General features: G+C 53.0%; 25 protein-coding genes. 1 reads left to right on the forward strand and 24 read right to left on the reverse strand.

The window, feature by feature from the left end:
• Positions 1-140: 140 nt before the first annotated feature.
• The 3 genes from lgt to mrdA form a co-directional block, all read right to left on the reverse strand.
• Positions 141-932: a prolipoprotein diacylglyceryl transferase gene (lgt, locus tag HY768_06765; protein MBI4726910.1), complete on the reverse strand. Its 792-nt coding sequence runs from the start codon at positions 930-932 to the stop codon at positions 141-143.
• A 205-nt stretch (positions 933-1,137) separates the two neighbouring features.
• Positions 1,138-2,361 carry a rod shape-determining protein RodA gene (rodA, locus tag HY768_06770; protein MBI4726911.1) on the reverse strand — a complete coding sequence of 408 codons (1,224 nt, stop codon included), beginning with the start codon at positions 2,359-2,361 and terminating at the stop codon, positions 1,138-1,140.
• Complete coding sequence (gene mrdA, locus HY768_06775) at positions 2,358-4,169, reverse strand: penicillin-binding protein 2 (GenBank protein MBI4726912.1); 1,812 nt, start codon at positions 4,167-4,169, stop codon at positions 2,358-2,360. The genes rodA and mrdA overlap by 4 nt, the downstream gene beginning before the upstream one ends.
• A 21-nt stretch (positions 4,170-4,190) precedes the next feature.
• On the opposite strand from mrdA, the gene HY768_06780 reads away from it, so the two are divergent.
• Entirely contained in the window at positions 4,191-4,592 is a 402-nt protein-coding gene (locus HY768_06780) for a hypothetical protein (GenBank protein ID MBI4726913.1), read from the forward strand.
• A 15-nt stretch (positions 4,593-4,607) separates the two neighbouring features.
• On the opposite strand, the gene HY768_06785 is transcribed toward HY768_06780, so the two are convergent.
• From HY768_06785 to porA, 21 genes are all read right to left on the reverse strand, one after another.
• Positions 4,608-5,591 carry a glycosyltransferase family 2 protein gene (locus HY768_06785; GenBank protein ID MBI4726914.1) on the reverse strand — a complete coding sequence of 328 codons (984 nt, stop codon included), beginning with the start codon at positions 5,589-5,591 and terminating at the stop codon, positions 4,608-4,610.
• Position 5,592: 1 nt separating this feature from the next.
• The gene (mreD, locus tag HY768_06790; GenBank protein MBI4726915.1) at positions 5,593-6,093 is read right to left on the reverse strand and encodes a rod shape-determining protein MreD; all 501 of its coding nucleotides are present in this window, start codon (positions 6,091-6,093) and stop codon (positions 5,593-5,595) included.
• Positions 6,090-7,031 carry a rod shape-determining protein MreC gene (locus HY768_06795; GenBank protein ID MBI4726916.1) on the reverse strand — a complete coding sequence of 314 codons (942 nt, stop codon included), beginning with the start codon at positions 7,029-7,031 and terminating at the stop codon, positions 6,090-6,092. The genes mreD and HY768_06795 overlap by 4 nt, the downstream gene beginning before the upstream one ends.
• A gap of 290 nt (positions 7,032-7,321) precedes the next feature.
• Positions 7,322-8,386, reverse strand: coding sequence for a rod shape-determining protein (locus HY768_06800; protein MBI4726917.1), 1,065 nt, complete (start codon positions 8,384-8,386; stop codon positions 7,322-7,324).
• A 140-nt stretch (positions 8,387-8,526) separates the two neighbouring features.
• A complete protein-coding gene (locus HY768_06805) occupies positions 8,527-9,327 on the reverse strand; it encodes an ABC-2 family transporter protein (GenBank protein MBI4726918.1) in 801 nt (266 codons plus the stop codon).
• Between the two features lie 181 nt (positions 9,328-9,508).
• Positions 9,509-10,738 (reverse strand): SUMF1/EgtB/PvdO family nonheme iron enzyme, encoded by a 1,230-nt coding sequence (locus tag HY768_06810; protein ID MBI4726919.1) that lies wholly within the window; start codon positions 10,736-10,738, stop codon positions 9,509-9,511.
• A 28-nt stretch (positions 10,739-10,766) separates the two neighbouring features.
• Positions 10,767-12,047, reverse strand: a complete 1,281-nt coding sequence (locus HY768_06815) for a hypothetical protein (protein MBI4726920.1) — start codon at positions 12,045-12,047, stop codon at positions 10,767-10,769.
• Between the two features lie 199 nt (positions 12,048-12,246).
• Positions 12,247-13,134: a site-specific tyrosine recombinase XerD gene (gene xerD, locus HY768_06820; protein ID MBI4726921.1), complete on the reverse strand. Its 888-nt coding sequence runs from the start codon at positions 13,132-13,134 to the stop codon at positions 12,247-12,249.
• Between the two features lie 129 nt (positions 13,135-13,263).
• Positions 13,264-16,026, reverse strand: a complete 2,763-nt coding sequence (locus HY768_06825) for a hypothetical protein (GenBank protein MBI4726922.1) — start codon at positions 16,024-16,026, stop codon at positions 13,264-13,266.
• 273 nt (positions 16,027-16,299) lie between these two features.
• Positions 16,300-17,034: a hypothetical protein gene (locus HY768_06830; GenBank protein MBI4726923.1), complete on the reverse strand. Its 735-nt coding sequence runs from the start codon at positions 17,032-17,034 to the stop codon at positions 16,300-16,302.
• A gap of 29 nt (positions 17,035-17,063) precedes the next feature.
• On the reverse strand, positions 17,064-17,558 hold the full coding sequence (locus tag HY768_06835; protein MBI4726924.1) for a hypothetical protein: 495 nt from the start codon (positions 17,556-17,558) through the stop codon (positions 17,064-17,066).
• A gap of 45 nt (positions 17,559-17,603) precedes the next feature.
• The gene (locus tag HY768_06840) at positions 17,604-18,725 is read right to left on the reverse strand and encodes a restriction endonuclease, SacI family (GenBank protein MBI4726925.1); all 1,122 of its coding nucleotides are present in this window, start codon (positions 18,723-18,725) and stop codon (positions 17,604-17,606) included.
• Positions 18,718-19,623, reverse strand: coding sequence for a DNA adenine methylase (locus tag HY768_06845; protein ID MBI4726926.1), 906 nt, complete (start codon positions 19,621-19,623; stop codon positions 18,718-18,720). The genes HY768_06840 and HY768_06845 overlap by 8 nt, the downstream gene beginning before the upstream one ends.
• Before the next feature lie 710 nt (positions 19,624-20,333).
• Complete coding sequence (locus HY768_06850; GenBank protein ID MBI4726927.1) at positions 20,334-21,797, reverse strand: glycosyltransferase; 1,464 nt, start codon at positions 21,795-21,797, stop codon at positions 20,334-20,336.
• Positions 21,798-21,838: 41 nt separating this feature from the next.
• On the reverse strand, positions 21,839-22,417 hold the full coding sequence (locus tag HY768_06855) for a gliding-motility protein MglA (GenBank protein MBI4726928.1): 579 nt from the start codon (positions 22,415-22,417) through the stop codon (positions 21,839-21,841).
• A gap of 15 nt (positions 22,418-22,432) precedes the next feature.
• Positions 22,433-22,939, reverse strand: a complete 507-nt coding sequence (locus HY768_06860; protein MBI4726929.1) for a roadblock/LC7 domain-containing protein — start codon at positions 22,937-22,939, stop codon at positions 22,433-22,435.
• A 175-nt stretch (positions 22,940-23,114) separates the two neighbouring features.
• Positions 23,115-24,038 carry a pyruvate ferredoxin oxidoreductase gene (locus HY768_06865; protein ID MBI4726930.1) on the reverse strand — a complete coding sequence of 308 codons (924 nt, stop codon included), beginning with the start codon at positions 24,036-24,038 and terminating at the stop codon, positions 23,115-23,117.
• Between the two features lie 122 nt (positions 24,039-24,160).
• Positions 24,161-24,406 (reverse strand): hypothetical protein, encoded by a 246-nt coding sequence (locus tag HY768_06870; protein MBI4726931.1) that lies wholly within the window; start codon positions 24,404-24,406, stop codon positions 24,161-24,163.
• Between the two features lie 3 nt (positions 24,407-24,409).
• The gene (locus tag HY768_06875; GenBank protein ID MBI4726932.1) at positions 24,410-25,138 is read right to left on the reverse strand and encodes a hypothetical protein; all 729 of its coding nucleotides are present in this window, start codon (positions 25,136-25,138) and stop codon (positions 24,410-24,412) included.
• A gap of 202 nt (positions 25,139-25,340) precedes the next feature.
• A complete protein-coding gene (locus HY768_06880; protein MBI4726933.1) occupies positions 25,341-25,697 on the reverse strand; it encodes an aspartyl protease family protein in 357 nt (118 codons plus the stop codon).
• A 108-nt stretch (positions 25,698-25,805) separates the two neighbouring features.
• Positions 25,806-26,981 carry a pyruvate ferredoxin oxidoreductase gene (gene porA, locus HY768_06885; protein MBI4726934.1) on the reverse strand — a complete coding sequence of 392 codons (1,176 nt, stop codon included), beginning with the start codon at positions 26,979-26,981 and terminating at the stop codon, positions 25,806-25,808.

Consider the following 26,981-nt stretch of genomic DNA (forward strand, 5'->3'; position numbering starts at 1 on the left):
TAGGTTACCCCGCCAGTGGCGGGGTTATCCGCCTTGAGTAATCAGCGACATCCGCCGTAGCATCTACCTGATGCGCATTCATCCACGGGCATAGCCCGCGTGGTCTTCTGCGAAGGCGGATAAAATCCTGTTCGCGTCAATTAGCGTTTTTCGCGGGAAGAAGCTCCGGTGTCATGCCTTAATTTTAACACCAAACCGGCCCCGATTGCAAATAAAATGATGCCCAGGCTGATCCACTGATTGTTGGTCAGCCCGAAGGTCCATCTTTGGGACTGTTCGTAGAACCGGAAATAATCAACGATGAAGCGCCATATTCCATAAAATAAAAAAAACAGACAGCTTGAAAAGCCGGGGAATTTGTTTTTATTGCGCAGTGACCACAGCAAACCGAACGCCGCAAACCCAAAGGCGGCCTCGTAAAGCTGGGTGGGATGCACCGGGCAGCCCGCCGCCAGGCTGGCCGCGCCGTTGGCCGGAAAATGAACCGCCCAGGGCAGTTGGCTGGGCTTTCCGAAACAACAGCCGTTCAAAAAACAGCCTATCCTTCCCAAGCCAAGTCCCAGGGCGAATCCGGGGGCCGCAATGTCGGCGATGGTCCAAAAGGATATCTTGCGCACCCGGCAATAGGCCACCGCCGTCAATGTTCCCAAGATGAATCCCCCGTAAAAGGTCAGCCCGCCCTCCCACACCGCCAGGGCCTGCAGGAGGTTTGAGGAGTAGTCGCTCCAATGGGTGGTTATATACATCAGCCGGGATCCGATGACTGAGCCGGCCATCACCAATACGCCAAAATCCACGATCAGGGTTTTATCCAGCCCGTACTTTTTGGCCTGCAGTTCCATCAGCCAGATTCCGGCTAAAAAGGCCAGGGCCAGCATCAGTCCGTAACTGTGGAGGGTCAAGGGTCCTATTTTAAAGATATCGGGAAGCATCTGGTGCTGTTTACTGTTTAACGTTTGCTGTTTACTGTTTAGCGTTTGCTGTTTACTGTTTAACGTTTGCTGTTTACTGTTTAACGTTTGCTGTTTACTGTTTAGCGTTTGCTGTTTGCTGTTTAATGTTTACCGTTTACTTGCCCTGAGCCCTTCGGTTGGTTCGGCGGAGCCTGCCTTCGTTTTCTGCCTTCGTTTTCCGTTTTTAGTATTCGTACCGGCGCAGGCCGATGTTCAAAAGGATCCCGGTCATCACCAACATGGTGATCAGCGAGGTTCCCCCGTAGCTTAAGAACGGCAGGGGTATCCCGGTCACTGGCATGATGCCCAGGGTGACCCCGATGTTCAGGAACACGTGAAACCCGATGACAGCGATGATCCCGATGGCGGTGAAACTGGCAAACCGGTTGCGGGCCTGCCGAGCGATGATTATCCCCCGGAATAAAAGCCAAAAGAACAGCAACAGCACGATCAGGACACCGATGAAGCCGAATTCCTCGGCAAAGGTGGAAAAAATGAAATCGGTGTGTTGCTCCGGCAGAAAGGAAAGCTTCTTCTGGGTGCCCCGCAAAAAGCCCTTGCCCAGCACCCCGCCCGAGCCCACCGCTATCTTTGACTGCAACACGTGCCATCCGGCCCCCTTGGGATCCAGATCGGGATTGATGAAGGTCAACAGCCTTTTGCGCTGATAACTTTTAAGCCCGTACCAAACGGCCGGGGCCAGGCTGCCGATGAAGATATTGGACAAAAATATGGGCAGGGCGTATTTGAACCGGACCCTGAAAAACCAAAAGGCTCCGGCCATCAGCGCCATAAAACCTATCCAGCTGGGCATCGAGACCACAGCCACCATCGAAAGCACCGGCGAGACCATGAAGAAAAAATTGCCAAAAGACAGGCCATGCCAGAACACCATGGTCAAAAACAGCGCGGCGAAGGACAGCGAGGTGCCCAAGTCAGGCTCCACCAGCACCAGGGCCGCCGGCAGCAGCACCGCGCCTATGGGGACCAGCAGCTTCCAGAATTTATCCAGAGAAAAATCGTGGGCCGAGAGTATTTTGGCCAGAACGAAGATCGTGGCCGGCTTGGCCAGCTCCGAAGGCTGGAACCTGACAAATCCAAAATTTATCCAGCGGTGAGCCTTCATCACCGGCGGAGCGAACAGCACTGCCAGCAGCAGGATCATCGAAACAATATAAAGCGGCCAGGCAAAGGCCTCAAAATAGCGGAAGGGAACGGCCATCATAATAACCAGCAGCAGCAGGCCCAGACCCAGCGAGAACAGCTGTTTCTGCCACAGCCCCGAAAGCTGGGGCTGATCTATCTGGGTGGCGCTGTATATCGCCATGATGCCAATGGCGCACAGGGCAAAAACGGCTATCACCATTTGCAGATCAAAATCGCGGGAACCCAACATTTTGAGTTTCATTGCGGCCTCGCGGTTGCAATGACCGGTTTTTCCAGCCAGCCCTTTAGTGCAAGGTATCGTTGCATTATCTTTCCGGCCATGGGCGCGGCGATCTCGGAGCCGTGGCCAGCGTTCTCCACTAGCACCGCCACCGCGATGGCCGGATCATCCAAAGGCGCAAAGCCCACGAACCACGAATGATCATCGCCGTGGGGGTTCTGGGCGGTCCCGGTCTTGCCGGCTGTTTTAACCCCCCAAACCCGGGATGCGCCGCCGGTCGATCCCGGTTCATTAACCGCTCCGTACAAGGCCTGCTTAAGAACCGATACCGTGCTGTCCGAAAGAGGCAACTTTTTTCTGCTGATGATTTCGCCAACCAGTACTTTTCCCGTGAAATCCTCGGCTTTTAACAGCAGATGCGGCTGGCACCACACTCCCCCGTTGGCCAGGGCTGCATACAGGGAAGCCATCTGCAGCGGGGTGGCCATCACTTCGCCCTGACCGATGGACATGTTCGCGGAACGGCCCACCGTCTTGGCATTTTTCCCCAGACGTTTCTGATACCAGGCGTCATCGGGGATCAGGCCTGGGTTTTCTTGGGGCAGATCTATCCCGGTTTCCTGGTTGAAACCAAGATTTTGGGACCATTTGGAAAGTCCTTTGATCTTCAGCATTATTCCCAGCTGGTAGAAATAAACATCGCAGGAATTGACAATGGCCCCGTGCAGGCCCAGCCAGCCGTGGCCTCCCTTCTTCCAGCATTTGAAAACCCGGTTGCCTATCGCCAGACTGCCCCGGCAGGGGGTTTTCATCTTCTGTTCCGGAGTGATCAGAGATTCTTCCAGAGCGGCTGCGGCGGTAACCACCTTGAAGGTGGAGCCCGGCGGATAAGCGCTGCGAATGGCCCGGTCCCATAAGGGATAGCTGGGGTCGTTGACCAGCCGGTTCCAGTCATCGGAACGAATTCCGGCCGCAAACAGATTGGGGTTAAAGTTGGGACGGCTGACCAGGGCCAGCACCCGGCCGGTTTGGGGTTCGATGGCCACCGCCGCCCCGATCATATCGCCGGTAAAAAGACTTTCGGCCAGGGACTGCAGCCGCCAGTCGATGGTCAGATAGATATTGCTGCCGGGATCGGGTTCTATTCTTTCGGCCTCGGATACCGTCCCCAGGTCGCGGCCCCTGGCGTCGACCTCGATGAAGTCCCAGCCGTGCACTCCCCGCAAATAGTTCTCATACTTCAGTTCCAGCCCGCCCTTGCCGATGTAATCGCCGTAGCTATAACCCCTCTCCCGGTATCTGGCATATTCCGACTGGCCCAGGGATGAGGTATAACCAACCAGGTGGCTGGCCAGGGAACCGTGTTCCGCCTTGCGCAGCGATTCCACCTCCAGCCGCAATGCCGGGAGATATTGAATATTCTCCTCGATCCTGGCCACCTGTTCCGGCATCAGGTCCCTGACCAGCACCACCGGGTCTTTGGGAAAGATCTTCCGCTGTAAGATCACCGAACTTTTCAGCAGCAGGCTGTCCAGTCCCAGTAACCCGGCGGCTTTATTGACCGAGGCCTGCCAGTCATTCACGGTCACCAGCACCAGGTCGAATCCCGGGCGGCTCTGGGCGATCAGCACGCCGTTGCAGTCGAAGACTAGCCCCCGGGGCGCCGGGATGCAAAGCCGCCGCAGCCGGTTCTGTTGGGAAAGCCTGGCATAATGCCCGTGTTTGACCACCTGCAGGTACCCTGACCTGAACAGCAAAATGGAAAAACCGAGGGTCAACAATGCCAGAATGGAAAGGACCCTTTCCCTGCTTCCCAGTTCATTTGCCAAAAGTCAATCTCCCCGCAACTAATGTTATTTAGTTCCCTTTGCAAAAAATTTACCGGACTTTGCAATACATTTGGCGGGCGTTGCGAGACATTTATTGTCCTCTGCCAAAGATTTATCGGCCCTTGCAACACATTTTTAGCAGGCGTTGCGAGACATTTATTGCCCTCTGCCCCGCATTTATCGGCCATTGCAACACATTTGGCGGCCTCGGTCAAAGATTTATCGGCCCTTGCAACACATTTAGCAGGCGTTGCGAGACATTTATTGTCCTCTGCCACGCATTTATCGGCTATTGCAACACATTTGGAGGCCTCGGCCAAAGATTTATCAGCCTTTGCAACACATTTGGCGGGCGTTGCAGCACATATACCGGGCGTTACAAGACATTTATTGTCTCTGATATCCGGAGATAATCTTATTTGACCGAATGCCCGGACATCAAAATATTTCGACGTTGTTCCTGGATATGTTGCTCTTTATAAAACCGGCAATATTTCTGACGGACAAATTTACATTGTTCCGCTTCTGCAGTTTTTTGAATTTTGCTTTGGACTCTACGGCTTTGGGGATTGAAACGGCAAAGAGAAAAAACGATTTACAGTAATTGAGATCCAACCACAATGTCCTGAACAGTAATTTAACGGCCAGCGCCAGCAGATAGAATAAAAGCTCAAAGTTATTTAGATGGATAAAATGCAGCAGCATTTTGTTGCGCTTGGCGATCACTTTTACTTTTCCGGATTTTTCCTTTTTTATGATCGTTGCGTTCGGGTGCTTGCATACTGCATCGTGTTCATAGTAACACCGGTAGCCGGCTCGCCAGGCCCTAAGGCCCAAATCTGCATCCTCGCTGTAATACGGGCCGAATATTTCATCGAAACCGCCCAAGAACTCCAATTTACTCCGGTCAATCAAAGCATTGGCGCCGCTTAAAAAGAAGCTGAAAGTTTTTCCCCGGGTTGGGATCCGGCAGATGTAATTGGTGTTGGAGTTGATGTCGGCGTATGAATAACCGGGATATTTGGCGCCGTCCTGAATTTTATCGGAATCAAGGCCGATGATCCTTCCCATTACTCCGAAGGTATCGTCATCTTCGAAATAGCGCACTAGCGGCGTAAAATATTTTTCGGTCAGCATCACATCGGAGTTGAGCAAAAAAACCAGTTCCTTGCCGGCCCTTTTGATGCCAATGTTGGTGTTACCTGAAAAACCCCGGTTAACAGGATTTTCGATCAGAATGACGCCGGGATAATTTTTCTTTATATATTCAACTGAATCGTCAATCGAAGCATCATCTGAAACAATTATCTCGAAATCGTCGATCCCGGATGTTTGCAAAGCGTCGTACAGCGCCGGCAAATTTGAGGCAAGTAATTCTCTCCCGTTGTAATTCGGGATAACGACCGAGATGCTGCTTTTCATTTTAGGCCAGGCGCAATTTTGATTTTTCGGTCCGCGGCAGAAAGCGTTTCAAATGCGGCAGCAATAAAAGTCCCAGCAATGCGGTATATACAGCGCTGCCCAGGCCAAAACGCATCAAAACCGAAATATATCCGCCCAAACCTCCGCCGCCCCGGCCCCAGTATTCAAACAGCTGACGCACCAGCGACAAAAGGGCGACGATCAACAGTTGGTTGGCAAGCTGGTCCTTGTAAATCCGTTCTCTGATGGAACCGGCCCAGTATCCAGAAACCGCGCCGCTTAAGGTGAAAAGGCCCAGGGTGGACGGATGATAACAGTCGGCCATAAATCCGGCCATTACTCCGATCTGGATCCCCGGGCCGGTGCCCAGGGTCAACGCCGTCAGGCCGATGATCATGGCAATGAAGTCGGGCAGCAGGCCCCAGACCGACAGCAGCCCGGACAGCGAGGACTGGATGAACACCGCCAGCCAGGCCAGCAAAAAAAGTTTTAAAGATCTCATTGCGGCGCTTTCTCCATCTGCAGCGGAGTGGTGTCGGGAAGTTCGATCCTGAATTCCGGCGCCCGGATCCTGATCTGGGGCTGGGCCGACGTTCTTCTTCTGGCCTTGGCGGCCAGGGTATCGGGAGAAGGAACCGGGGTCAGCAGGGGCAACGGGGGATTCTGCCCGCCCCGGATCACCAGCACCTGATTGATGCGGTTAAAGTCCAATGCCGGACGGACTTCCACGTCCAGCACTAATTTTCTTTTATCAACCCCGACCTTCCCCACCACTCCCAGCATCAGCCCGTAGGGGAAAACGCCTCCGTAACCCGAGGAAACAATGGTATCGCCCGGGATCACATCGGCCCTTAGGGGAACGCGGTCGAAAAGACAGGACATCCCGGCCTGGGTTTTGTATATCCCCAGCACCCGGCTGCGCAGGTCAATGGCGCTAACCCGGGAATCCGGGCTGAACACGGTCTGGACTGTCGACTGGCCGGCATCCGCGTTTAAGATCAGCCCCACCAGGCCCAGGGTGGAGATCACCACCATCCCGGGCTGAAGGCTGTCGCCGGTTCCCTTGTCTATCAGCAGATCGGGGCTTAACAGCACCGGTTCGCGCCCGGAGATCTGGGCGGCGGAAAGGTCCCAGGATGAAACGGTTTTAAGCTCCAGGGCCTGGCGCAGGCCGGCATTCTGGCGTGCCGCTTCCACCAAGGCCGAATGCTCCAGGGTCAGCTTGGCCAATTGATCTTTTAGAACTGCATTTTCCTTCCAACTGACCAGCAGGGATCGGGCCCGGGACAATGGCCATTCCAGCGGAGCAAAAACGGTCCCCACCACCCTTTCCCCCAGCCATGATTTGGCGCCCGGTGGCAGGATCAGCAGGACAATGGAAAATATGACCGCGGCCGCCAGGGAGGCCCAATCATTCTTCCTAAGTAATCTGAAGTTCAACAGCCGCATAAATGTTCGGTGGTTTTATGTAACAATTCAGCCACCAAGCGATGCACTGAGTTTACCGAAGTGGCACCAAGACACACATCAAGCTATGTGCCATTTAAAATTGGTCGACAAACATCTTGTCCGCCGTAGGCGGATTATCAATTTTATTGTGCCCCATATCCACCTAGCGGCGGACTACCGCTTCCAGCGGGATAAACAGGTTAAAAGTGGTATTACAAGAATTGTGCCTTTTAATGGGCGTGTCTTTCTGGCTGAATAGTTACGTGGTTTTAGTGAAATCCTCATTCCTTGCGGCTCTGCATCAGGACCTTCTCGTAATCGTCCGGGGATTCCAGGACCTTGCCGGCGCCGAGCACGATGCATTCCTGGGTTTCCCCCGCCAGTTTGATCGGCAGATTGGTCTCCTCTCTCAGCAGGGCGTCCAAGCCCTTCAGCAGCGAGCCGCCGCCGGTCATGGTGATCCCGGCGTCCACGATGTCGGCGGCCAGTTCCGGCGGGGTCTGTTCCAAAGCCCGCTTCACCGCCAGCACTATCTGGGACACCGGCTCCCTTAAGGCCTCGCGGATCTCCTCGCTTTTAACCTTGATGGCCCGGGGGATGCCCTGGACCACGTCCCGGCCCTTGACCTCCATCTCCCTGCTTTCCTCCACCGGAAAAGCCGAGCCGATCCTGATCTTGATTTCCTCGGCGGTCTGTTCGCCGATCAAAAGATTGTGGGTCTTGCGCAGATATTCCAGGATGGCCTCGTCCATCTCGTCGCCGGCTATCCGGATGGAGGTGTTGCGGACGATGCCGGACAGGGCGATCACCGCGATCTCGGTGGTGCCGCCGCCGATGTCGATCACCATGCTGCCCATGGCCGAATCCACCGGCAGGCCTACTCCGATGGCGGCGGCGATCGGCTCGGCGATCAAAAATACTTCGCGGGCCCCGGCATGTTCAGCCGAGTCGCGCACCGCGCGTTTTTCCACTTCGGTGATGCCAGAGGGAACGCAGATGATCACCCGGGGCCGGATCAGGGTCCGGCGCTTCTGGGCCATTTTGATGAAAGCCCGCAGCATCTCCTCGCAGATCTCAAAATCGGCGATCACCCCGTCCTTCATGGGCCGGATGGCCCGGATCTCGTCCGGAGTGCGGCCCAGCATTTTTTTGGCCTCGGCGCCCACCGCGATTGGCATCCCGGTCTTCTTTTCGATGGCCACTACCGAAGGCTGGTTTAAAACTATTCCCTTGCCTTCCACGTAAACCAGGGTGCTGGCGGTCCCCAAATCCACCGCCATATCGTGCGAGATTACGGCTCCAAAGATGTCCCTGAAGATGTCCCTGAGATTAGGCAGATTTATCATTATTCCCCCGATTGGATGGTATATTCAAAGTATTATTGTATTAACGATTGACATATCGCGGTTAGACAATTGTTTGGCCTATTGTTTGGCCCATTGCGTCACCATTGTTTGGCCTATTGCATGCTCAGCGGAGCGCGGCGTCAGCTGCCGGTACTCTCGTAGGCCTTGACCCCCTGCTTCCAAGTGAGCATCCCTAGCCCGAAAAAAAGCAGGCCGATGGCCGGGGTCAGCCAAGCGTAAATGGAATATCCTTTGTGCCCCAGCACCTGCACCGCCGGATAAAAAGCGGTGAAGGCGTAGGGAATGATCCAGCTTAAAATGAACCTTAATTTTAGATCGTAGATGGTGACCGGGTAGCCGGAGAAATTCTGCATCAGGTGGAGCACCGAGACCAGGCTGCCCCGGTCGTTGAACCAGAAGGTGGCGCTGACCGCGGCGGTGAAGATGCCCAGATAGACCAGGCAGGCTGAAAGGATCAGGCCCAGGATCATCAGGTGCTGCGGCAAAGAAAGCGATATTTTGAGATGGTGCAGGGAATAAGCCATGATCGCCAAGCCCACCAGGATGTTGGATATTTCCTCGAAGTGCACCCGCTCGGTGATCACCTGAAAAAAACTGTCCAAGGGCCGCAACAGCACCCGGTCGAACCAGCCTTCCACGATGTAGCGCTCGCTGACCTCAAACAGATTTGAAAAGAACAGAAAAAACAGGCCCATGGTCAATTGGGAAAAACCGTAGATATAGAATATCTCGTAGCGGTACCAGCCTTTTAAATGCGGCACCTTGCCGAACAGGGCGGCCACGAACAATACTCCGATCATTTGGGTCATGAAATTGGCGATGAACCCGGCCCAAAAGTCCTCCCGGTATGAAAGCCGGGACTTGAGCGAGTTGGAAACGTTGGCCCAGGCCAGGTTTATGTAGAAAAGGGCTCGGCGCATGTTTAACGAGGATGTGAGTTGGGTATGAACTCATCCCCCGGCCCCTTCTCTTGGCAAGAGAAGGGGTTCAAGGGGTTGAGTTAGGTTTTTCTACCAACGGCAGCGCGCTGAAAGCGCGGAGGTTATCAGCCTGCGCCTTCAGCCGCAGGCCTGCTGGTTTTTTACTCAAACTCGCTTAGGTTCATTTCGCCGGACGGAAACCGAAGCCAAGGCGGTTGGAAATCAGCTCCTTGGCGTCGTACCAGAAACGCATGGCTGAACGGCAATAATACCCGTCCTCGCTCCAGGACCCTCCCCGCATCACCCGGAAAGACCCGGAGGCCGGCCCGGTCGGGTTATTGGGAGCCGATTTGTCGTAATAATTCTTATCGTACCAGTCGCTGCACCATTCCCAGGCGTTCCCCGCCATATCGTAACAGCCATACGGAGAGACACCTTGGGCAAAGCTGCCCACCGGAGCCGTCCACTTGTAACCATCGCTTTTTTCCTTGCTGTTGCAGCGCTCGGGATACCAGCGGCTGCCCCAGGGATATTCCCGTCCGTCGCGCCCCCGGGCGGCCTTTTCCCACTGAGCCTCGGTCGGCAGCTTGAGGCCGGCCCAATCGCAGTAGCTTTTAGCCTCCTCCCATTCGACATTGATGACCGGCAGGCTGTCGTTCTCTAGACCGGAAAACTGCTTGGGCATCTTTTTGCCGGTGGCGTCCCAGTATTTCTTGAATTGCCCGATAGTAATCTCGTACTTGCCGATGTAATAATGATCAAGATTGATGGTGTGGACCGGCGTCTCGTCCGGTTCCCCCTCGTTGCTGCCCATGCTGAACGGGCCGGCCGGTATCTCGACCATCACCGACCCGTCCTTCTGGTTGCGGTATTCGTTGAAACCCTGGGGATTAACCCCCAGAAAGACCAAGCCTTCCCCGGATTCGCCAGCCGGCTGGCCGGACTGGTACGGAATGCCCGAGAAATAACAGGCCGCCTCCCGCATGGCCTCCAGCAGGATGCTAACGTCTCCCGCGTAGGATTTGGAAAAGGCCTTGTCGATCGCCCCGGTTTTTACGTCTATCACCCTCAGCTGCAGGGAATAGACCGCCCCCAGCTTGCCGATGGTCCCGCCCACCATCTTCTGCACCCCCAGCAGCTGCCCGGCCTCCACCAGGCAGGCCCCCTGGTCGCAGGCCCCGCTCTGCTGAAAGCCCTGCTCCTTGAGAATCTCATCCCGCTTGCTGCGGTCCACCACCTGGTAGACGTTGGCAGTCACCAGATCGTTCACCAGCTTGTCGGAAAACATCACCGCTTCGCTTGCCGACAGGCCGGCGGTAGTGTTAAGATCCATGATCGAAATGGTGGTTTTTCCTGCCAGCGCCGCCGGCAGGGTCATGAAAAGAAGAATCCTTGTAAGTCTGCTGAGCATTGTCGTCCTGTTAACTGTTCGCTTAATATCAGAATTGGAAGCCCAAATGGGCGATCCAGTATGACCCCCCGTCCCATGACAGGATACCCGTTTCCCTTTTGGAGGAGGAACTGGTGGGGTCGTCGTAATACTTCATCTCGCCTCCCCACCCCCACTCTTTGACGGTATTGTTCCATTCAAAGCCCATGAAAAAGTGCTTGCGGTAGAGCCTGACCCCGAAGGGAAATCCCAGGTTGATCTTGGATACGGTGGAGAACCCCCTGTCGTCCAGTTCCTTTCCGCTGAGATTGACATCATCGAACTGCCCGCCGACACCTATGTAGGGCTCGATGGCATCGGCCGGAGAAATCATCATCCGGTATCCTAATTTAATGTTATCGGAAAGGACAAACCTCCAGATGGTAAAAGCCTCCTCCGGCAGATAGCGGGATGTAGAAGTCACCGTGTTCGAGACCAGGTTGGTGTCGGTAAAAGCTACGCTGGATGAAGCCGATTTAAAGCTGACGATGGAAAGCCCCAGGTCCCCGGGGCAGATGCTGAAGGAATTTCCCTTGCGGCTCAAATAAAACTTGACAACCGATCCCTCCAATCCAAAACGCCGGCCCTTGTTCCATTCAATGCCTTCATAGACCCGTCCGAAACTGTCCTTCTCCGACCAGTAGAAGTTCTCTGCTTTCATCTTTTCGGTTCCGAAACAGAATGACAAAGAGAACCATTTTGTTTTCTTGGTGTCAATGCCCCCTTTCTTCTTGGCTCCGGAAGGTTTGGCCAGGGAAGTATCGGTTTGGGGTTGGGGCGGGGCCAGGACGGCCGCCGCCGGGGCCGGTTGTGCCTTCACGCCGGAAAAATAGCTGGCCGCCTCTCTCATGCCCTCCAGTAGCAGGCTGATGTCGCCGCTATACGACTTGGAGAACGCCCGATCAATTCCTCCGGTCTTGACGTCGATCACCCGCAGCTGCAGGTAATAAGCCGCCCCCAGCTTGCCGATGGTGCCACCCACCATCTTCTGTACACCCAACAGTTGCCCAGCCTCCACCAGACATGCCCCCTGGTCACAGGCCCCGCTCTGTTGGAAGCCCTGCTCCTTGAGAATCTCATCCCGCTTGCTGCGGTCCACCACCTGGTAGACGTTGGCAATCACCAAATCGTTTATCAGCTTGTCGGTCAGCATGGATACTTCGCTTTTCGACAGACCGGATGTCACATTCAGGTCCATTACCGAGACCTGCAGTTTTTGGGCCTGGGCTGATGGCAAGGCTGCTAATGCCAACAAAAATGCCATTGTAATAACATTCATTATTTGTTTCATAGACACCCCCTTAATATTTTTTTCGCGTCATTTAGTATGTTTCGTGCCTGCGCGCCTGCCTATGCCGAAGCTTGCCTACGCTGAAGTTTCGCGCAAGTAGGCGGCTACGCGCAGGCAGGCTGAAGTGCGGAGTTTACACCGATGAAAGAGGTGGCACGCAAGCGTGGGCAAGTCGGTTCTTTATGATCTCCTTGTTGTCTTAGCCCCTGGGATGAAACTGCCGGTGCACTTCCTTCAAATATTCCCGGTCCACATGGGTGTAGATCTGGGTAGTGCCGATATCGGCATGGCCCAGCATCTCCTGCACCGAGCGCAGGTCGGCTCCGCCCTCCAAAAGATGCGTGGCAAACGAGTGCCGCAGGATATGGGGATGCACCCGTTTCTTGATCCCGGCCTTTTGGGCATAAGCTTTCAGCAGTTTCCAGAAACCCATCCGGGACATCGGCCGCCCCCGGTTGTTCAGGAACAGCGTCTCGGCGCTGAACTTCTTCAGCAGGGCCGGACGGGAATTCCGGCGGTATTTTTCCGTCCAGTGGCGGGCCGACCGGCCCACCGGCACTATCCTCTCCTTGGACCCCTTGCCGAAACAGCGGATGAAATCCTGATCAAAGAACAGATCCGAAGTTTTCAGGGTCAACAGCTCCGAGATCCTCAGGCCGCAGGCGTACAATATCTCCAGCATGGCCTTATCGCGCAGACCCAGCCGGGACGCGGGGTCCGGCTGGGCCAGCAGTTGTTCCACTTCGCTTAGGTCCAAGACCTCGGGCAGTTTTTTGTCTAACCGCGGGGTCTCTATGTTCTCGGTGGGGTCGGACTTGGTTGTCCCCTCCGAGGCCAGAAATCTGTGAAAGCCGCGCAGGGCGGAGATGTTCCGGGAAAGCGATACCGGGGAAAGCCCGTACCCCATCAACAAGGACAGGAATTCCGAGATCACTTTCCGTTCCACCGCCCGGAGGTCTGCGATATTCTTGGTTTTCAGGAAGATCAGGTAGCGCCTGATATCCCGGTCATAGGACTGAATGCTGTTGTCCGAAAGCCCCCGCTCCACTGCCAAGTGGGTCAGATATTGCTGCAACGCTTCGTCCATATTATCCTAACCCGGATTACCGGACTAAATAATGAACCCAGGAAAACCGGAATAAATTTCTGGATTCATGGTTTCCTTATAAAATATTATTCCGCGTGGTTCGGAATGAGTCTCGCGCATCCATAGACATCAGCTGAACGAGACATCACCCTTGGGTTTTTCCAGAGGCCTGGGGCTTAAAGGCGCGGGCCGGTGGGCCACCGGGGGCACGGGCGGTCTTAAACCCGGCTGGGGCTTGACCGGCAGCGGCATCCTGCCCAGCGGATTCACCGCCACTTTGGGCGACAGGCCGGGCCGGGCCTGCGGGCTTAAAAACGGGGAAGCAGGTTTTAATAGGGCCGGATATTCTTTGATCGGCAGCACCGCCTGCTGCGGGGCGGACAGGGGTGAGGCCGGCTTCAGCAGGGACGGGGCGGGTTTTGGCAAGCCCAGCGGTCTGGCCGGCTCGGAAGGCTTGGGAGCAAATGGCGACAAAGGCCGGCCGGCCAAGGCCGGACGATCCATAGCCGGTTGTTGTTCCGGAATCGGAGTAATTGGGGCAGCCTGGGTAACTGGGGATGGCATCGTCCCGGCGCCAAGCCCCTGGGGCCTCACTTTGGACTTCAACCTGGTCAAGGCCGAGAGCTCCTCTTCGCGGCGACGTATTTTTTCCCGCTCCAGCTCTGCCTGCTCCTGCTTTAATGTTTCAACTTGACTGCGGGCCGCATCGGCCTGGGCGTTCATTTCTTCTATTTCGCTCTTCTTGCCTGCTATTTCCTGTTCGATGGCAGCGATCTTCCCGGCAGCCTGTCCGGCCTCTTCCAGACGGCGCCGGACTTTTTCCTCGTCAGCCCTTAAGGTTTCTATAAGATTGTCCATCTGCTGGGCCTGTTTTTTGTTCTCCCCCAGCCTCAGGCTCCAGCCTTTTTCTTCCTCCTTCAGCGCATCAAGCTGTTCCTGGGAATTGGCCAACTCCGCCTTTAAGCCGTCCACGCTGGATTTCAGGCCTTTCTGTTCCGCCAGCAGGTCCTGCTTCTGGTGCAGGTAATTCTCCAGTTCGGCCCGCTCTTTTTCAATATCGGCCACTTCTTTTTGGATGGTAGAAAGACTTTCCTTCATCTGGGCTTCCTCGGCCTTCACCTTTTCCAACCTGGCTTCCGACTTGTCCAGCTTGGCCTGGCTTTCCTCGGCCGATTGGGCGAATTCCTGTTTTTGCTGTTTGATTTTTTTAACCTCGGCCTGAAGCTCCTTGCGTTCGGCCTTCAGTTGATTGAGTTCCTGATTGGCTTCTTCCAGCTGCTGGGTCTCGTTTTTCAGGCCGGCGATGCCCTGCTCCAATTCCTGCTTTTGCCGGGACAAGGCCGAGACCGCCTCTTCCAGTTGAACCCGCTGCGGCTCAAGCTCCGCTATTTTCCGATTGTGCTCGTTATGTTTGGATTCCCACTCCCCGGCCTGGGATTCCAGTTCCTGTTTTCTTGACGACCATTGCTCTATCTGCTGTTCGACCTGGGTCCGTTCCTCGCCCAGCTTCTGCAGCCGCTGCCGGGATTCTTCTATCTGGCCGCGGATATCGGCCAGATAGCTTTCCAGTTCCCGCACCGCCGCCACCTCGTGCTGGCGCTGGGCGATGTCTTTTTCCAACCCGGCCGCCAGGGCTGAATCGGCTTCGATCTTCTGGGAAAGCTCGGCGTTGCGCTGCTCCAGCTCGGCCTGCCTGGTCCCGGCCTCAAAGACCTTGGTCTGGACCTCCTCCAGCGAAGCGACGGCCTGAATCTTCTCCGCCTCCATCTGTTCCATTGCTTTAATCAGGCCGTCATGCTGCTGTTGCTTATCGGCCAGCTCCATTTCTTTGGAGGATAGCCCGGCCACCATGCTCTCTATCTGCTGGCGGCGGCTGTGCTGGTCCTGAACCAGGGCCTGTAGTTTGGATTCCGATTCGGCCAGTGCCCCGTTCAGGGCTTCCACCTTGGTATTGACCGAGGACTCCTGGGCCTGCAGTCCGGCGATCCTCTGCCGGATCTTGTCCTCTTCCTGTTTCAGGGACTGGCGCCTCTCCAGCACCTGGGATTCCGAATGCTTGACCTCTTCAATTCCCTTTATCAGTTCGTCTTTCTGCAAAACCAGATTTTTGATCTCCGCCCGCAGTTTTTCCTTTTCCTCCCGGCTCTTTTGGGCCTGGGAGATCATGTCGTTCTTCTCCTGCTCGGCCGCGCTCAGCTCCGAAAGCAGTTCGGCCTGCAGATTGCGGGTCTGGTCCGCCTTTTCGGCCAGGGCAGCTTCTTCCTGTTTCATCCGGCTGACCTTGGTTTCGGCCTCGGCGGCCTGGGCCTGCCATTTATCCAGAGTGTCCTTGGCTCCGGTTAGTTTTAACTCCTGTTCCTTGAACGAGGCCTCCGCTCGGCGCTTTTCCTCCAGCTTCTGCTGGATGGACTTTTGCAGGCTCTCCAGCTCAGCCTTCCAACTGCCGGCCTGACTCTGCCGCTCGGAATGCGACTGTTCCAAAGTCAATAGCTGGGCCTGCAGGCCCTGGCTCTTCTCCGCCGCCGCCGCCAAGGCTTTAGTGTCTTCCCCCAACTGCTGGTTGATCTTCAGCAGCTCGGCCCTTTTTTCCCAGATTTTAGTGGCCAGGTTGGAGTCCTCCTTGGTGCGGTCGTCCAGCTTGCGGTTGATTTCGTCAAGCTTGCTCTGGGTGTCCTGCCTCCTTTGAGACATGGACATCTCCTCGCCCAAAGATTCGGCCAGCCGGTGGTCAACGTCCTCCAGCATGGCCTTGCGGTCGGCTACCAGCTGATCCAGCGAGGTGTAGCTGCGGCGCCCCTGTTCCACCTGGGAGATCAGGGCCTCCTCTTCCTTTTTGAGGTTGTCCATGGCGCTGGGGGGCGCCTTTTCTTCTTTTTTCTTGGAGAACAACATAAAGCCTCGTTTTTAAATGATTGGACGTTGGCGGAGGTTTATTACCTGCCAAGATGCCGGGTACGCAGCATGACCGTGATTATACCATGCCGGAGGGATAAATTAGATTGCCAAATGTTATTTGATTGATGCCAAGGCTTGTTTGACCATTGCCAAGGCTTGTTTGAGTGCCGCCAAAGCTTGTTTTTATATTGCCAAGGCTGTAAGGACACGGCCTGTCGTGTCCTTACTCGCCGCCAAGGCTTATATAGTCTTTGACTAAAGGATATTGAACTACCGGCCCTTTAGTTCTATCCTGGCGATGCGCTTGTATTCGGGCGTGGCGGCCCCGTAGACGCTCTTGACGTATTTCTTGACCTTTAGCCCGATGTCCACGGCCCCGGTATTGGCGGCATACAACAGCTTGTCGCGGTTGATGCGGGCCTTGGCTAATTCATCGGCAAAGGTGTTTATATCATCGCCCAAAACCGGGAGGGCATCGAGGTATTTGTTGAGCGCTATGATCTGAAGATCCCTTTCGTTGGGCTTGTAGGCCGGAACGCCGGCCAGGTAGGACACCAAAGATTTGAAGTTGCTTATCCGGTTGTCGTAGCTCATCTGGGAGGTGGATTTGGACTTGGCGGCCACCGCCGGGTCTTCGGCCTTCAGCTTGCCGCCGCCCTGGACTTTTTTAGCCAGACTGCGGGCGTCTTTTATTTCCTTGTCGCTGCCTACCGCAGCCAGGGCGTTGACGACCCGGGTGGCTAATTTGCTCATGCCCTCAAAGGCGGCCTGCCGTTTGTTGACCGAGCTTCGGTATGGGGTTTCGCAGGCGGATACATCGGCCAATGCCTTTGCGATGGATATTTTGGTAGTTTTAAGGCTTTTTAGGACCAGACTGACGGCGGTGGGATTATAGTTTTTGCCCAGGCTTTCTACTGCGGTAACCAGGGCGCCAAAGTTGGCGACGTTCTTGGCGTGGCCGGATTCGGTTTTGGAAACCTTTTTGGTGGCTGTAGCTTCTGCCATGACGATCTCCTGTTAAAATTGCTGGTTGGTTATTTGATGTAACTAAGTTCCTTTGCTTTTATTACTGCATTTTTTTGGAGTGTCACAAATATTTCAATCAATTTTCTTATCTTTTCCATTTGTGTATTCTTGTCTGTTTTTGAAATAGTACCCCCTTTTAGCATTTTCGAAACAACTATCTCCATATAAATATCTTGTAATACTGATTGTTCCTCGCCATAAAAACGTATATGCGAATCAACATGATTGTTAAGTTTGGAAAAGATATGTCTTATTTCTTCTGCTGAATTGTCGTTTTCCCGGGTAAAATCTTCAAGTGATGTAGCACATCTATTCAGGTAAACAAAAATATCATTTAACATATCAATAGTTTGTTTAATGCACAACAAGTATGAATCATGCTCTAATAATTTATCTTTTTTTAATTGCGCCTGCAATATTTTATGGGTTAGCCCTGCATATACGGCAGTTATCAAAACCAGTGATGCAGTGAGGAAAATGGTTATTTTTGCTTCGATAGACATATTCTTACACTCGTATAATACAGTAAGTATATTGTTCATTCTATTTTATCTATCTGATTCTGCTGTTCTTCTTAAAGCCAAAAAAGCTTCTTTTAAAGGCTGGGTAACTGAACTTGACGGCTCAGCTAAAACCAGTTCCTGATAAATGTTTAAAAAGCTATTTCTTAAGCGATGGAAGAAATGCAAATAATGCCTCATAAAGCCAATACAATCCAATATCGCAAACTCAACCCCCGTGGGTTCATAAAGACTTTTGGCGTAATCGGCAACATCTTTATCTATGGGCCCGGTCGTTATAAATATGTAGTTGTCAATTTTTATCTTCTTTTTAGCCAACTTTTGCAAAGCAACCACTATGTCATTCCTTGATACCGGCTTGTCTTTCATCTCATAGCAGGTGACGATAGCTTCATCGTTTTTGAGCGTTATTTCAACATCGCCAACAGAGCCAGTTTGTTTATCGGCGGCAGTATGGGCATGTAATGGCAAAGGCAATTCCCCGATTTTATCGCTGGCGGTGATATAGGCTGCGGCAACGATTAATACCGGCAATCTGCTGGCATTTTTACATTGTAAATGTTGGGCAATGAGTATTATTATTTCTTCGGAAGACAGGGGTAAAAAATCATTGGTTTGTTTTAAGCCGGCTATGAGCTGGCCCATGCGCTGCTCATTTTCATCTTTTACAACAATCAAATACCGTACTATTTCATTTAAGACATTATCTGCGCGTTCTTTGTTTTTATGCACCGCATCAATTATCTCAAGGGTATAGGTATAGGCTTCTTTGGGTCTGCCGACCATTTCTAAATCAGGTTTCAATATTCTGTCGATATTGCGAAAAGCAGGCGTAAGATATGCAGTCGTCGGGTTGCAGGGCAATTTATGTTTATGAACGAATGCTTCAATATATAGCTCGTCATAATGCCTGCCGGAGAATGTGCCTTTGCCGCCGATTTCAGTGTAGGGCTTCCTTATATCTACTGCGGGATCATGCAATTTTGCCAACAAACAAGACATCAGTAATCTTATTGGCGCTTTGTTGGTATTGCAACGGCAGAGAAATTCAATCTTTTCCCAAAACTCATCTGCAGCAACGAATGACTTTGCTTTAGCCTTCTGCGCGAGTTTATAAGATTGTTCCAATATTTCGGCTGGATTATTCATTTTCAAAAAGCGTATGTTTTTTATGACTTTTATTAATATCGTAATTGACCCAAAGAACTTCTTGACGTTTATCTTTAGTTGAATGTATTGTTTTTTCATCGCTGTATATTTTATGCCATTTACGGCTGGAGTATAATTCATCCATAAGTTTACAGTCATAATTAGACAAAGCCACCATGCCAACTGCTTCGTTTAAAACATTTGCCAACGCCCGATGCATATTATTGTCCATTTCATAGCCATAGGAACTGGTGTCCCCCCTGGTCTCGTGCAGGTACGGCGGATCGCAATAAAACAAAGTGTCTTTACTGTCATATAATTTTATTGCTTCAATCGCTGGTCTGTTTTCTATCTGAACGCGGATCAAACGCTCTGCAATAAATTCCAACTGTTCAATGCCGCCCAACCATCGGCTTACCACACCGCTCATGCCAGCGCGGCTGGTGTTTTTACAATTAGCCCATCTGCCTATTGACGCTTTCTGGGCCAGCCCTGTTCTTACCTGCCTGGCCCGGATATAAAACCTTCTGGCCCTTTCCAGGGCAGCCAAGTCAGGGTCCAAATTACAGGCATTGGCAAATTCCTCGCGGGAAAACGGCGTGAAAGATATTTTTTCAATTAGTTTATCTTTTTGTTCCCTTAACACCTTGAAAAAGTTTACGACTTCACCGTCAATGTCATTGTAAGTTTCCACGGGGGAAGGTTCGCGGTTCAACAACACCGCCCCGGAGCCTGCAAACGGCTCGCAGTAATGATTGCAGGCAGGCAATAACGGCAACAGCCAATCAAGATGTGAATATTTCCCGCCATACCACCCAAAAGCAATAAGTTTCTTTGGCTTTGTGAAATTAACCAGCGGCGAAGATGTTCTTTTATTTTTTACAAAGGTTTCTAACATTGGTTTGTCTTAATATCAGTACTGTTCACTTAATAACCACAATATGATCCTTGACGTGTAAATGCCTGGTCTTCGTACGTTCCCGTGGCCGAAGGGGATAGCCGCTCATTTTCCTCTTTACACCGCGCTGATTGCGCCGGGCTCTGCTTGACACAACTCGCTCCTCAAGAATCTCGAGTAGAACAGCCTCATGAAATGCTTTTCTCTCTTGAGAGGGGAAAAGTCGCTTTTTTCTTTGGCTGCGGTGATTTCGTTTTCAATTTCGTTGCCATAGTATGGTCGGATTATGCGCAATGAAATTGTTTTGGTAACAATTATATTCTCTTCCGGCATGGTTTACCTAATTTAAATGGCAATTGTTTTAGTTACTAATATGATACACCTATTTAACAATAAAAGTCAATTGTAAAGTTGGTAAAACAATAACCTAAAACCGCGGGAACAAAGAAAAACCCGCCGTAAGGCGGGTGACCTCTCCCCTACTTAGGGTAGATACAGTTTAAAGATGGATTGCTTCATCTGCCAGGCATCAAAGCCATTTCGCAATGACTAACGACGCCTCCCCCTTCGCAACGACCTGCCCGACGACTTGTCCGCCATAGTAGCAACGAAGGAGGAAGCACTGCGACGTAGTCGTGGGAGGGGGAACGAGGCAATGCACTGTGAGGTGACGGACTTGATTGGCATACGAAGTGGGGCGGTCAAAAGGGTCAGCTCTTAAAACTATGCGCCACCGACAAACTTCCCACGAACAAAAATCCCAGCCAGTACAAAAGCAAAAACGGCACCGAGGCCAGCTGCATGTGCTTAAAGGCGTACCACAGGGCCGCCGAAGTGTAGGCCACCAGCAATAATTCCACCACCACCGTTAAACTGAACTTGGCCTTGTATTTCTTTCCCGACCAGCCCTGGGGCTTGCCCAAAGTAAGGTTGTACTTGGGGGTGCGGGCGAAGGCGCTCTGGCGGTTGAACAACGCGCTGAATACCGCCTTGGAGTTGATCACCGACAGGCCGATGGCCCCGGCCATCAGGATCGGCAGAAAGCGGATGCGGCGGCGCCAGTCCGGGTAGATCTCCTTCTGAGCGTAGATGTAAAAGATGGGATAGCTGAAGGCGCTGATGGTGAACACCGTGGCCCCGATGAAAAAGCCCCTGGAAGCCGCCTGGGAAACCTTGAGCACCAGCATCGGGAAGGACAGCAGGGTCGCCAGCAGCATCACCGGGAAGACGATGTGGTTGGTAAGGTGAATCGTAGCCTCCCACTTGCGCAGGCGGGAGAGCGAAGGATCGCGCCAGATGCGGGGCAATAGTTTTTTGGCGGTCTGGATGGCCCCCTTGGCCCAGCGGTATTGCTGGGCTTTGTAGCCGTGGACCTCCTCCGGCACCTCGGCCGGGCAGACTATTTCGTTGACATAGACGAACTCCCAGCCGGCCAGCTGGGCCCGGTAGGAAAGGTCCATGTCCTCGGTCAAAGTGTCCTGCTGCCAGTCCCCGGCCGAGACGATGGCCTGTTTCCGCCAGATCCCGGCGGTGCCGTTGAAGTTCATGAAGATGCCGGATGAATTGCGGGCCCCGTGCTCGATCACGAAATGGGCGTCCAGTCCGATGGCCTGGCCCTTGGTCAAAAGCGAGGCCTGGCCGTTGATGTGGCCCCAGCGGGCCTGGACCAGGCCTATTTTGGGCGAGGAGAAATAGGGCATCATGTTTTTCAGAAAATCGGCCGGGGGCACGAAGTCGGCGTCAAAGATGGCCAGGAAGTCTCCCTGGGCCTGGGCCAGCCCGGCCTTTAAGGCCCCGGCCTTGAAGCCGCCCCGGTCGCTGCGGTGCAGATGGACGATGTTGATCCCCTGATTTCGATACTGCTCGGTCAACTCCCGGGCCCTTTCCCTTGTCTCGTCGGTGGAATCGTCCAGCACCTGGATCTCCAGCTTTTCTTTGGGATAGTCCAGGGCGGCCGCGGATGCGATCAGCCGCTCCACCACGTACTGTTCGTTGAATATGGGCAGCTGAACCGTAACCGAAGGCCATTCGGTTATTTCACAGCGGACCTTCTGGCGGTTGACCCTGTTCTTGCGGTAAAGGTACACCATCAGATAGGCATGGAAGGAATAGACCGAGAGCACCAGCATCATCAGACAGTAAAATGCCAGCAACAGGATATCGTAAATGGACATGGTCATGCTATATAATAATATTGAAATTAGAACTTCCGGTATCAGCTGAGGTTCTTCAGCACCATCTTGGCCACCGTCTTCAGAGTCTCGAACACCCCGTAGCCCTGGTGGGCCACCGCCTCCATTTCAGGAGAGTTGAACTTGTTCAGCTGCCCCCGCATCTCCTCCACCGAGGCGATGTTGGGCAGGTCCCGCTTGTTGTACTGGATGATGAAGGGAACGGTCTGGATGTTCAGCCCGTGCTGGGTCATGTTGTCCTGGAGGTTGGCCAGGGATTCGACGTTGGCCTCCAGTCTTTCCACCTGGGAATCGGCCACGAACACCACCCCGTCCACGCCTCTGAGGATCAGCTTGCGGCTGGCGTTGTAGAACACCTGCCCCGGCACGGTATACAGATGGAACCTGGTCTTGAACCCCTTGATGCTTCCCAGGTCCAGCGGCAGGAAGTCAAAGAACAGAGTCCGGTCCAGCTCGGTGGCCAAAGAGATCAGCTTGCCTTTGGCCTCGGGCGCCACCTTGGTGTAGATGTGCTTGATGTTGGTGGTCTTGCCGCACAGGCCGCACCCGTAATAGACGATCTTGCAGTTGATCTCGCGCGATGAATAATTAATTAACGACACTTTTGGCGCTCCCGGCTACTTAAAAAGGTTATCCAGCTCGGATTCGGCCTCGGAGGCGAAATCTGAGCCGAAATTTGAACCCGACAGCGGCGGGGGCGGGGGCGATTCCTCCAGTTTGGCGAAGATGGCCTGGAACATCTTGATCAGTTCGGTCACCGTCTGCTTGGTGCGGACCCGCACCAGCCCCAGGGTGGTGCGCTGGTCGAAGATCACCGCCAGCATCACCCGGGATTCGATGGAGGCCACGTAGATGTTCTGTTTCTCTCCCTGATGGAACAGGGTGGAGAATTCCTTCTCCCCTACCAGCATGGCTAGCTGGCTGGTGGCCGCAAAATCGGCGGCCGAGAGCGAGGAGAACGAAGTGGTGTCCAATTGGCTGACGTCGCCGGCCGTGGTGATCAGCTGACCGGCCTTGTCGATCAGCAGCACCGCCAGGGAATTGGTATTCTTAAGGAGCTGGTTCAGCAGCTCATTAATGGACCAAAAATCGTCCTCAAATACGTTTAAATTTTCCACCGGCACTTTATTTCACCTCGTAAAATTCTTGCTTATTGGGACCTCTACAGAAATAACTCTTACCACGGAACCACGGAATTTATGAAACTATTTTGTTAAACTGCAAACTGAGCAATGGAATTAATTCTGTGTTTTCGGGGTTTCCGTGTTTCAGTGGTAAAACTTGCAGGTGACTTTAATTTTACAGGCTGCACTTTTTCCCCAGGTTCTCCCAGCGCAGGTCAATGTCCTTCTGGATATCCTCTATAATGGCCTGGTTCTCCGGGCGCTTCAGGTGGCGGAACCGCTCCTGCTGGAACATCCATTCCGTGATGGGCTTTCTTTCCTTGGGGGTGTAATTGAGTTTGTATTTCCCGTCTTCGACTTCATACAGCGGCCAGAAATTGGCCTCCACCGCCAGCCGCCCCAGTTCGGCGGTCAGTTCCGGCAGATAGCCCCAGCCCAGCCGGCAGGGCTGCAGCACGGCGATGAAGGCCGGCCCGCCCTTGGCCAGGGCCTTCTCCACCTTCTTGGTGAAATCCGACCAGTTGCCCACCACGCTCTGGGCCACATAGGGAATCCCGTGGGCCGCCATGATCTCGGTCAGGTTCTTACGGAACTGGACCTTGCCAGGAATTTTTTTTCCGTTGGGACTGGTGGTGGTGGTGCTGCCCTTGGGGGTGGCCGAGGAGCGCTGGATCCCGGTGTTCATGTAGGCCTGGTTGTCGTAGCAGATATACAGCATGTTGTGACCCCGCTCCATGGCGCCTGATAAAGCCTGCAGCCCGATGTCATAGGTGCCGCCGTCGCCGCCGAAGGCGATGAAGCGGATGTCCTCCTTGACCGTGCCCTGGCGCTTAAGGGACTGGTAGGCCGCCTCCGCCCCGGAGATGGTGGCCGCCGAGTTCTCAAAAGCGCTGTGGATGAAGGGCACGTCCCAGGCGGTATGGGGGAAGATGGTGGAAACCACTTCCAGACAGCCGGTGGCGCAGGTGGCCACTACCGGCTTGTCGCCGGCGGCCAGCAATGCCTGGCGGGCCACGATGGTGGCTCCGCACCCGGCGCAGGCCCGGTGCCCGCCGGTGAACTTGTCGCCCCGGGCCGCCAGTTCTTTAAGATTTGCCATGTTTTATATTCCTTTTTTCAATTACACCAGAATTGTTGCCCTTTTTGCGGTACTTGGCGCTTTTCTCTAATAGATTTAACTGTTTTGACTTTTCTTGTTCCTTGTAAACAACAATGTTTTTACTACCATTTTAAAATTGCTTCCAATGTTTTATCAACAGAGTTACAATCTTTACGTTCTATTGCAATTCGCAATTCCATTAATTTTTTTGAGTACTTCTCCAGTAACACATTATGCGTGATCTCCTGTATGAATTCATAAAGGTACATCACATTATCCCAACGCTCTGTACTGGCTTCTTGCCATAACCTACCCAAATTAAACACAAAAATGTTTTTGGGTGATTGTATATCTTTATTAGTTCCCATTTTTTAAATACCAGGGTAAACTTTTTCTAATTTATCTCTTGGCAATAATTTCAACAAAGGTTCCATCTCGCATACTTCAAGAGGGCAGTCTTTCCAGTTATGAGACCAACATATTATCATATCACAACCACTTACCGAGTGATTGTGCTGTTTAAAATTTAAACTCTCATATTCAAATTCAACTAATTCTCTTGTCCAACCTTTGCCGTTAAACCTCCTGATAGTTGCATCAGGGAAACCACTTTTAACCTCCTCTACTATAATTCCTAACTCCTCAAATATCATACCAAAAAGGAGGACAACACCCAATTCATTTACTGGTCCATAAATAAGACCACCGTAGTTTATCGGTTTTCCTACTATTGAAATTCCACGCCCTGATTTTTTGCTTACTTTAATTCGTTCCAGAAGATTTTCTTCTAATAAAACCTCTTCATATTTTTTAGGGCAGAAACGAAAACGATAACGTTTGCCAGGTATCACTGGTTCAATAACTATAGCGTCACCCGGTTTCGCATTATGTGTTTTATACCAACCTTTAACACCAAAGAAACGCTTTTGTAAAGGATCATACGTCAGCAATTGGACTTTATCGTAATCATCAAATACTGCTTCAATTTTTATACTTTGTTTAACCTCCGGTAAATCTAACTCTGGCTTTCCCCCAATGGGGACAATGCCATAATTTAAATATACTTGAGTAAGTTTACTGATTACTTCCTTGCTTTTCATGAGTATTACATATTCTGCGTAATATAATGTTTAAGACTACTCGCGAACGCCTAAGTATTGAACCGAATCGGCCTTGACCTTGCCGGCCTTCAGGTCCATGAACAGGCCTTCGATCTGCTCCAGGTCGATCTCCCGCCCGCCCCAGCCATAGCTGAAGGTGATGCATCGGTTCTATTGTAACCAACTCGTCCTGTCTAACCCATCACATAAGCACCATCGGCAGCGGTTTCAGCTTGCGTCCGATGGGATCTAACACCATGCCCAGGGCTTCTAAAGTGGTGGCTCCGATTAGATATATCCTCTCATCGCCGAAGATGACCGGGGCCGCCCGCACCTTGTCATGATATTCGAAGTAGGCGTTGCCTACAGGCTTTATTATTATCTCGCCGTTGGCTAAAATAAATTCCTGCTGTGATGTCGGTTTGATGCCCAGAGATTGCAATACCTTTTGCGGTAAAACCGAATAAATCGCGCCCGAATCCACCAGGAACTCGCACTCCTTTTTTCGCCGGGGGTGTTCTGGATTTATAACCATGACCTTCAAATACGTTATCCCCATTTTTCGATAGTCTCCATTACTTTTTTTATATTCCTGAAAAAAGTTCTAAATTACTGATAAACTGAATCAGGGTTTTTAATTTCTGATTTTTGCTTTTTTATTTTTGGTCTATTCCCTGACCCCCAGATAGTTCACCGAGTCGGCCTTGACCTTTCCGGACTTGAGGTCCAGGAACAAACCTTCGATCTGCTCCATGTCTATCTCCCGCCCGCCCAGGCCGTAGACCACGCCGGCTATCTGGGGCTTTTTGGCCGAGCCGTACAGGGCCGAGCGGATCTCGGTAAACACCGGGCCACCGAAACCGCCCACCGAGTCGGAGCGGTCCAGCACCGCCACCGTCTGGATGTTTTCCAGGGCCTTGACGATCTCTTCGGTCGGGAATGGCCGGAAGACGCGGACCTTGAGCAGTCCGGCCTTGACCCCCTGTTTCCGCAGTTGGTCTATTACCACCTTGGCGGTGCCACAGGTGGAGCCCAAAGCCACGATGGCCACCTCGGCGTCATCCAATTGATATTTCTCGATCAGGCCGTAGTTGGCGTCGAACTTCTTCCCGAATTCCTGGCCTACTTCTTTAATGACCTTCAGGGCGTTGTTCTGGGCGTCCACCATGGCCCGGCGGTGCTCGAAGTAATAATCGGTCAGGTTGATGGCCCCCATGGTGAACGGCTGCTTGACGTCCAAAAGGTGCATCATGGGATCGTATTTGCCGATGAAGCCCTGCACCTCATTGTCCGGCAGGGTGTCTATCCGCTCCATGCCGTGGGAGATGATGAAGCCGTCGGTAGTGACCATCACCGGCAAGCGGACGTCCTGGTGCTCGGCGATCCGCACCGCCTGGATCATGCTGTCGTAGGCCTCCTGGGCGTTCTCGGAGAAGATGTGTATCCAGCCGGCGTCGCGGCAGCCCATGGTGTCGGAGTGGTCGCAGTGGATGTTGATGGGGGCCGCCAGCGCCCGGTTGACGTCGGCCATCACGATGGGCAGGCGCAGTCCGGCCGCGATGTAAATCATCTCGTACATCAAAGCCAGGCCCTGGGAGCTGGTGCCGGTCATGGTGCGGGCTCCGGCCGCGGCCGATCCGATGCAGGCCGACATGGCCGAATGCTCGGACTCCACCGCCACGAATTCGGTCTTGACATCGCCATCGGCCACATACTGGGAAAATATCTGAACGATCTCGGTGGCCGGGGTAATGGGATAGGCGGCCACCACGTCGGGATTGATCTGCTTCATGGCATAGGCCATGGCCTCGTTGCCGGTCTTGGCCAGTATTGTCTTCTGCAT

Source organism: candidate division TA06 bacterium, from assembly GCA_016208585.1.
Classification (GTDB): Bacteria; Edwardsbacteria; AC1; order AC1; family EtOH8; genus UBA5202.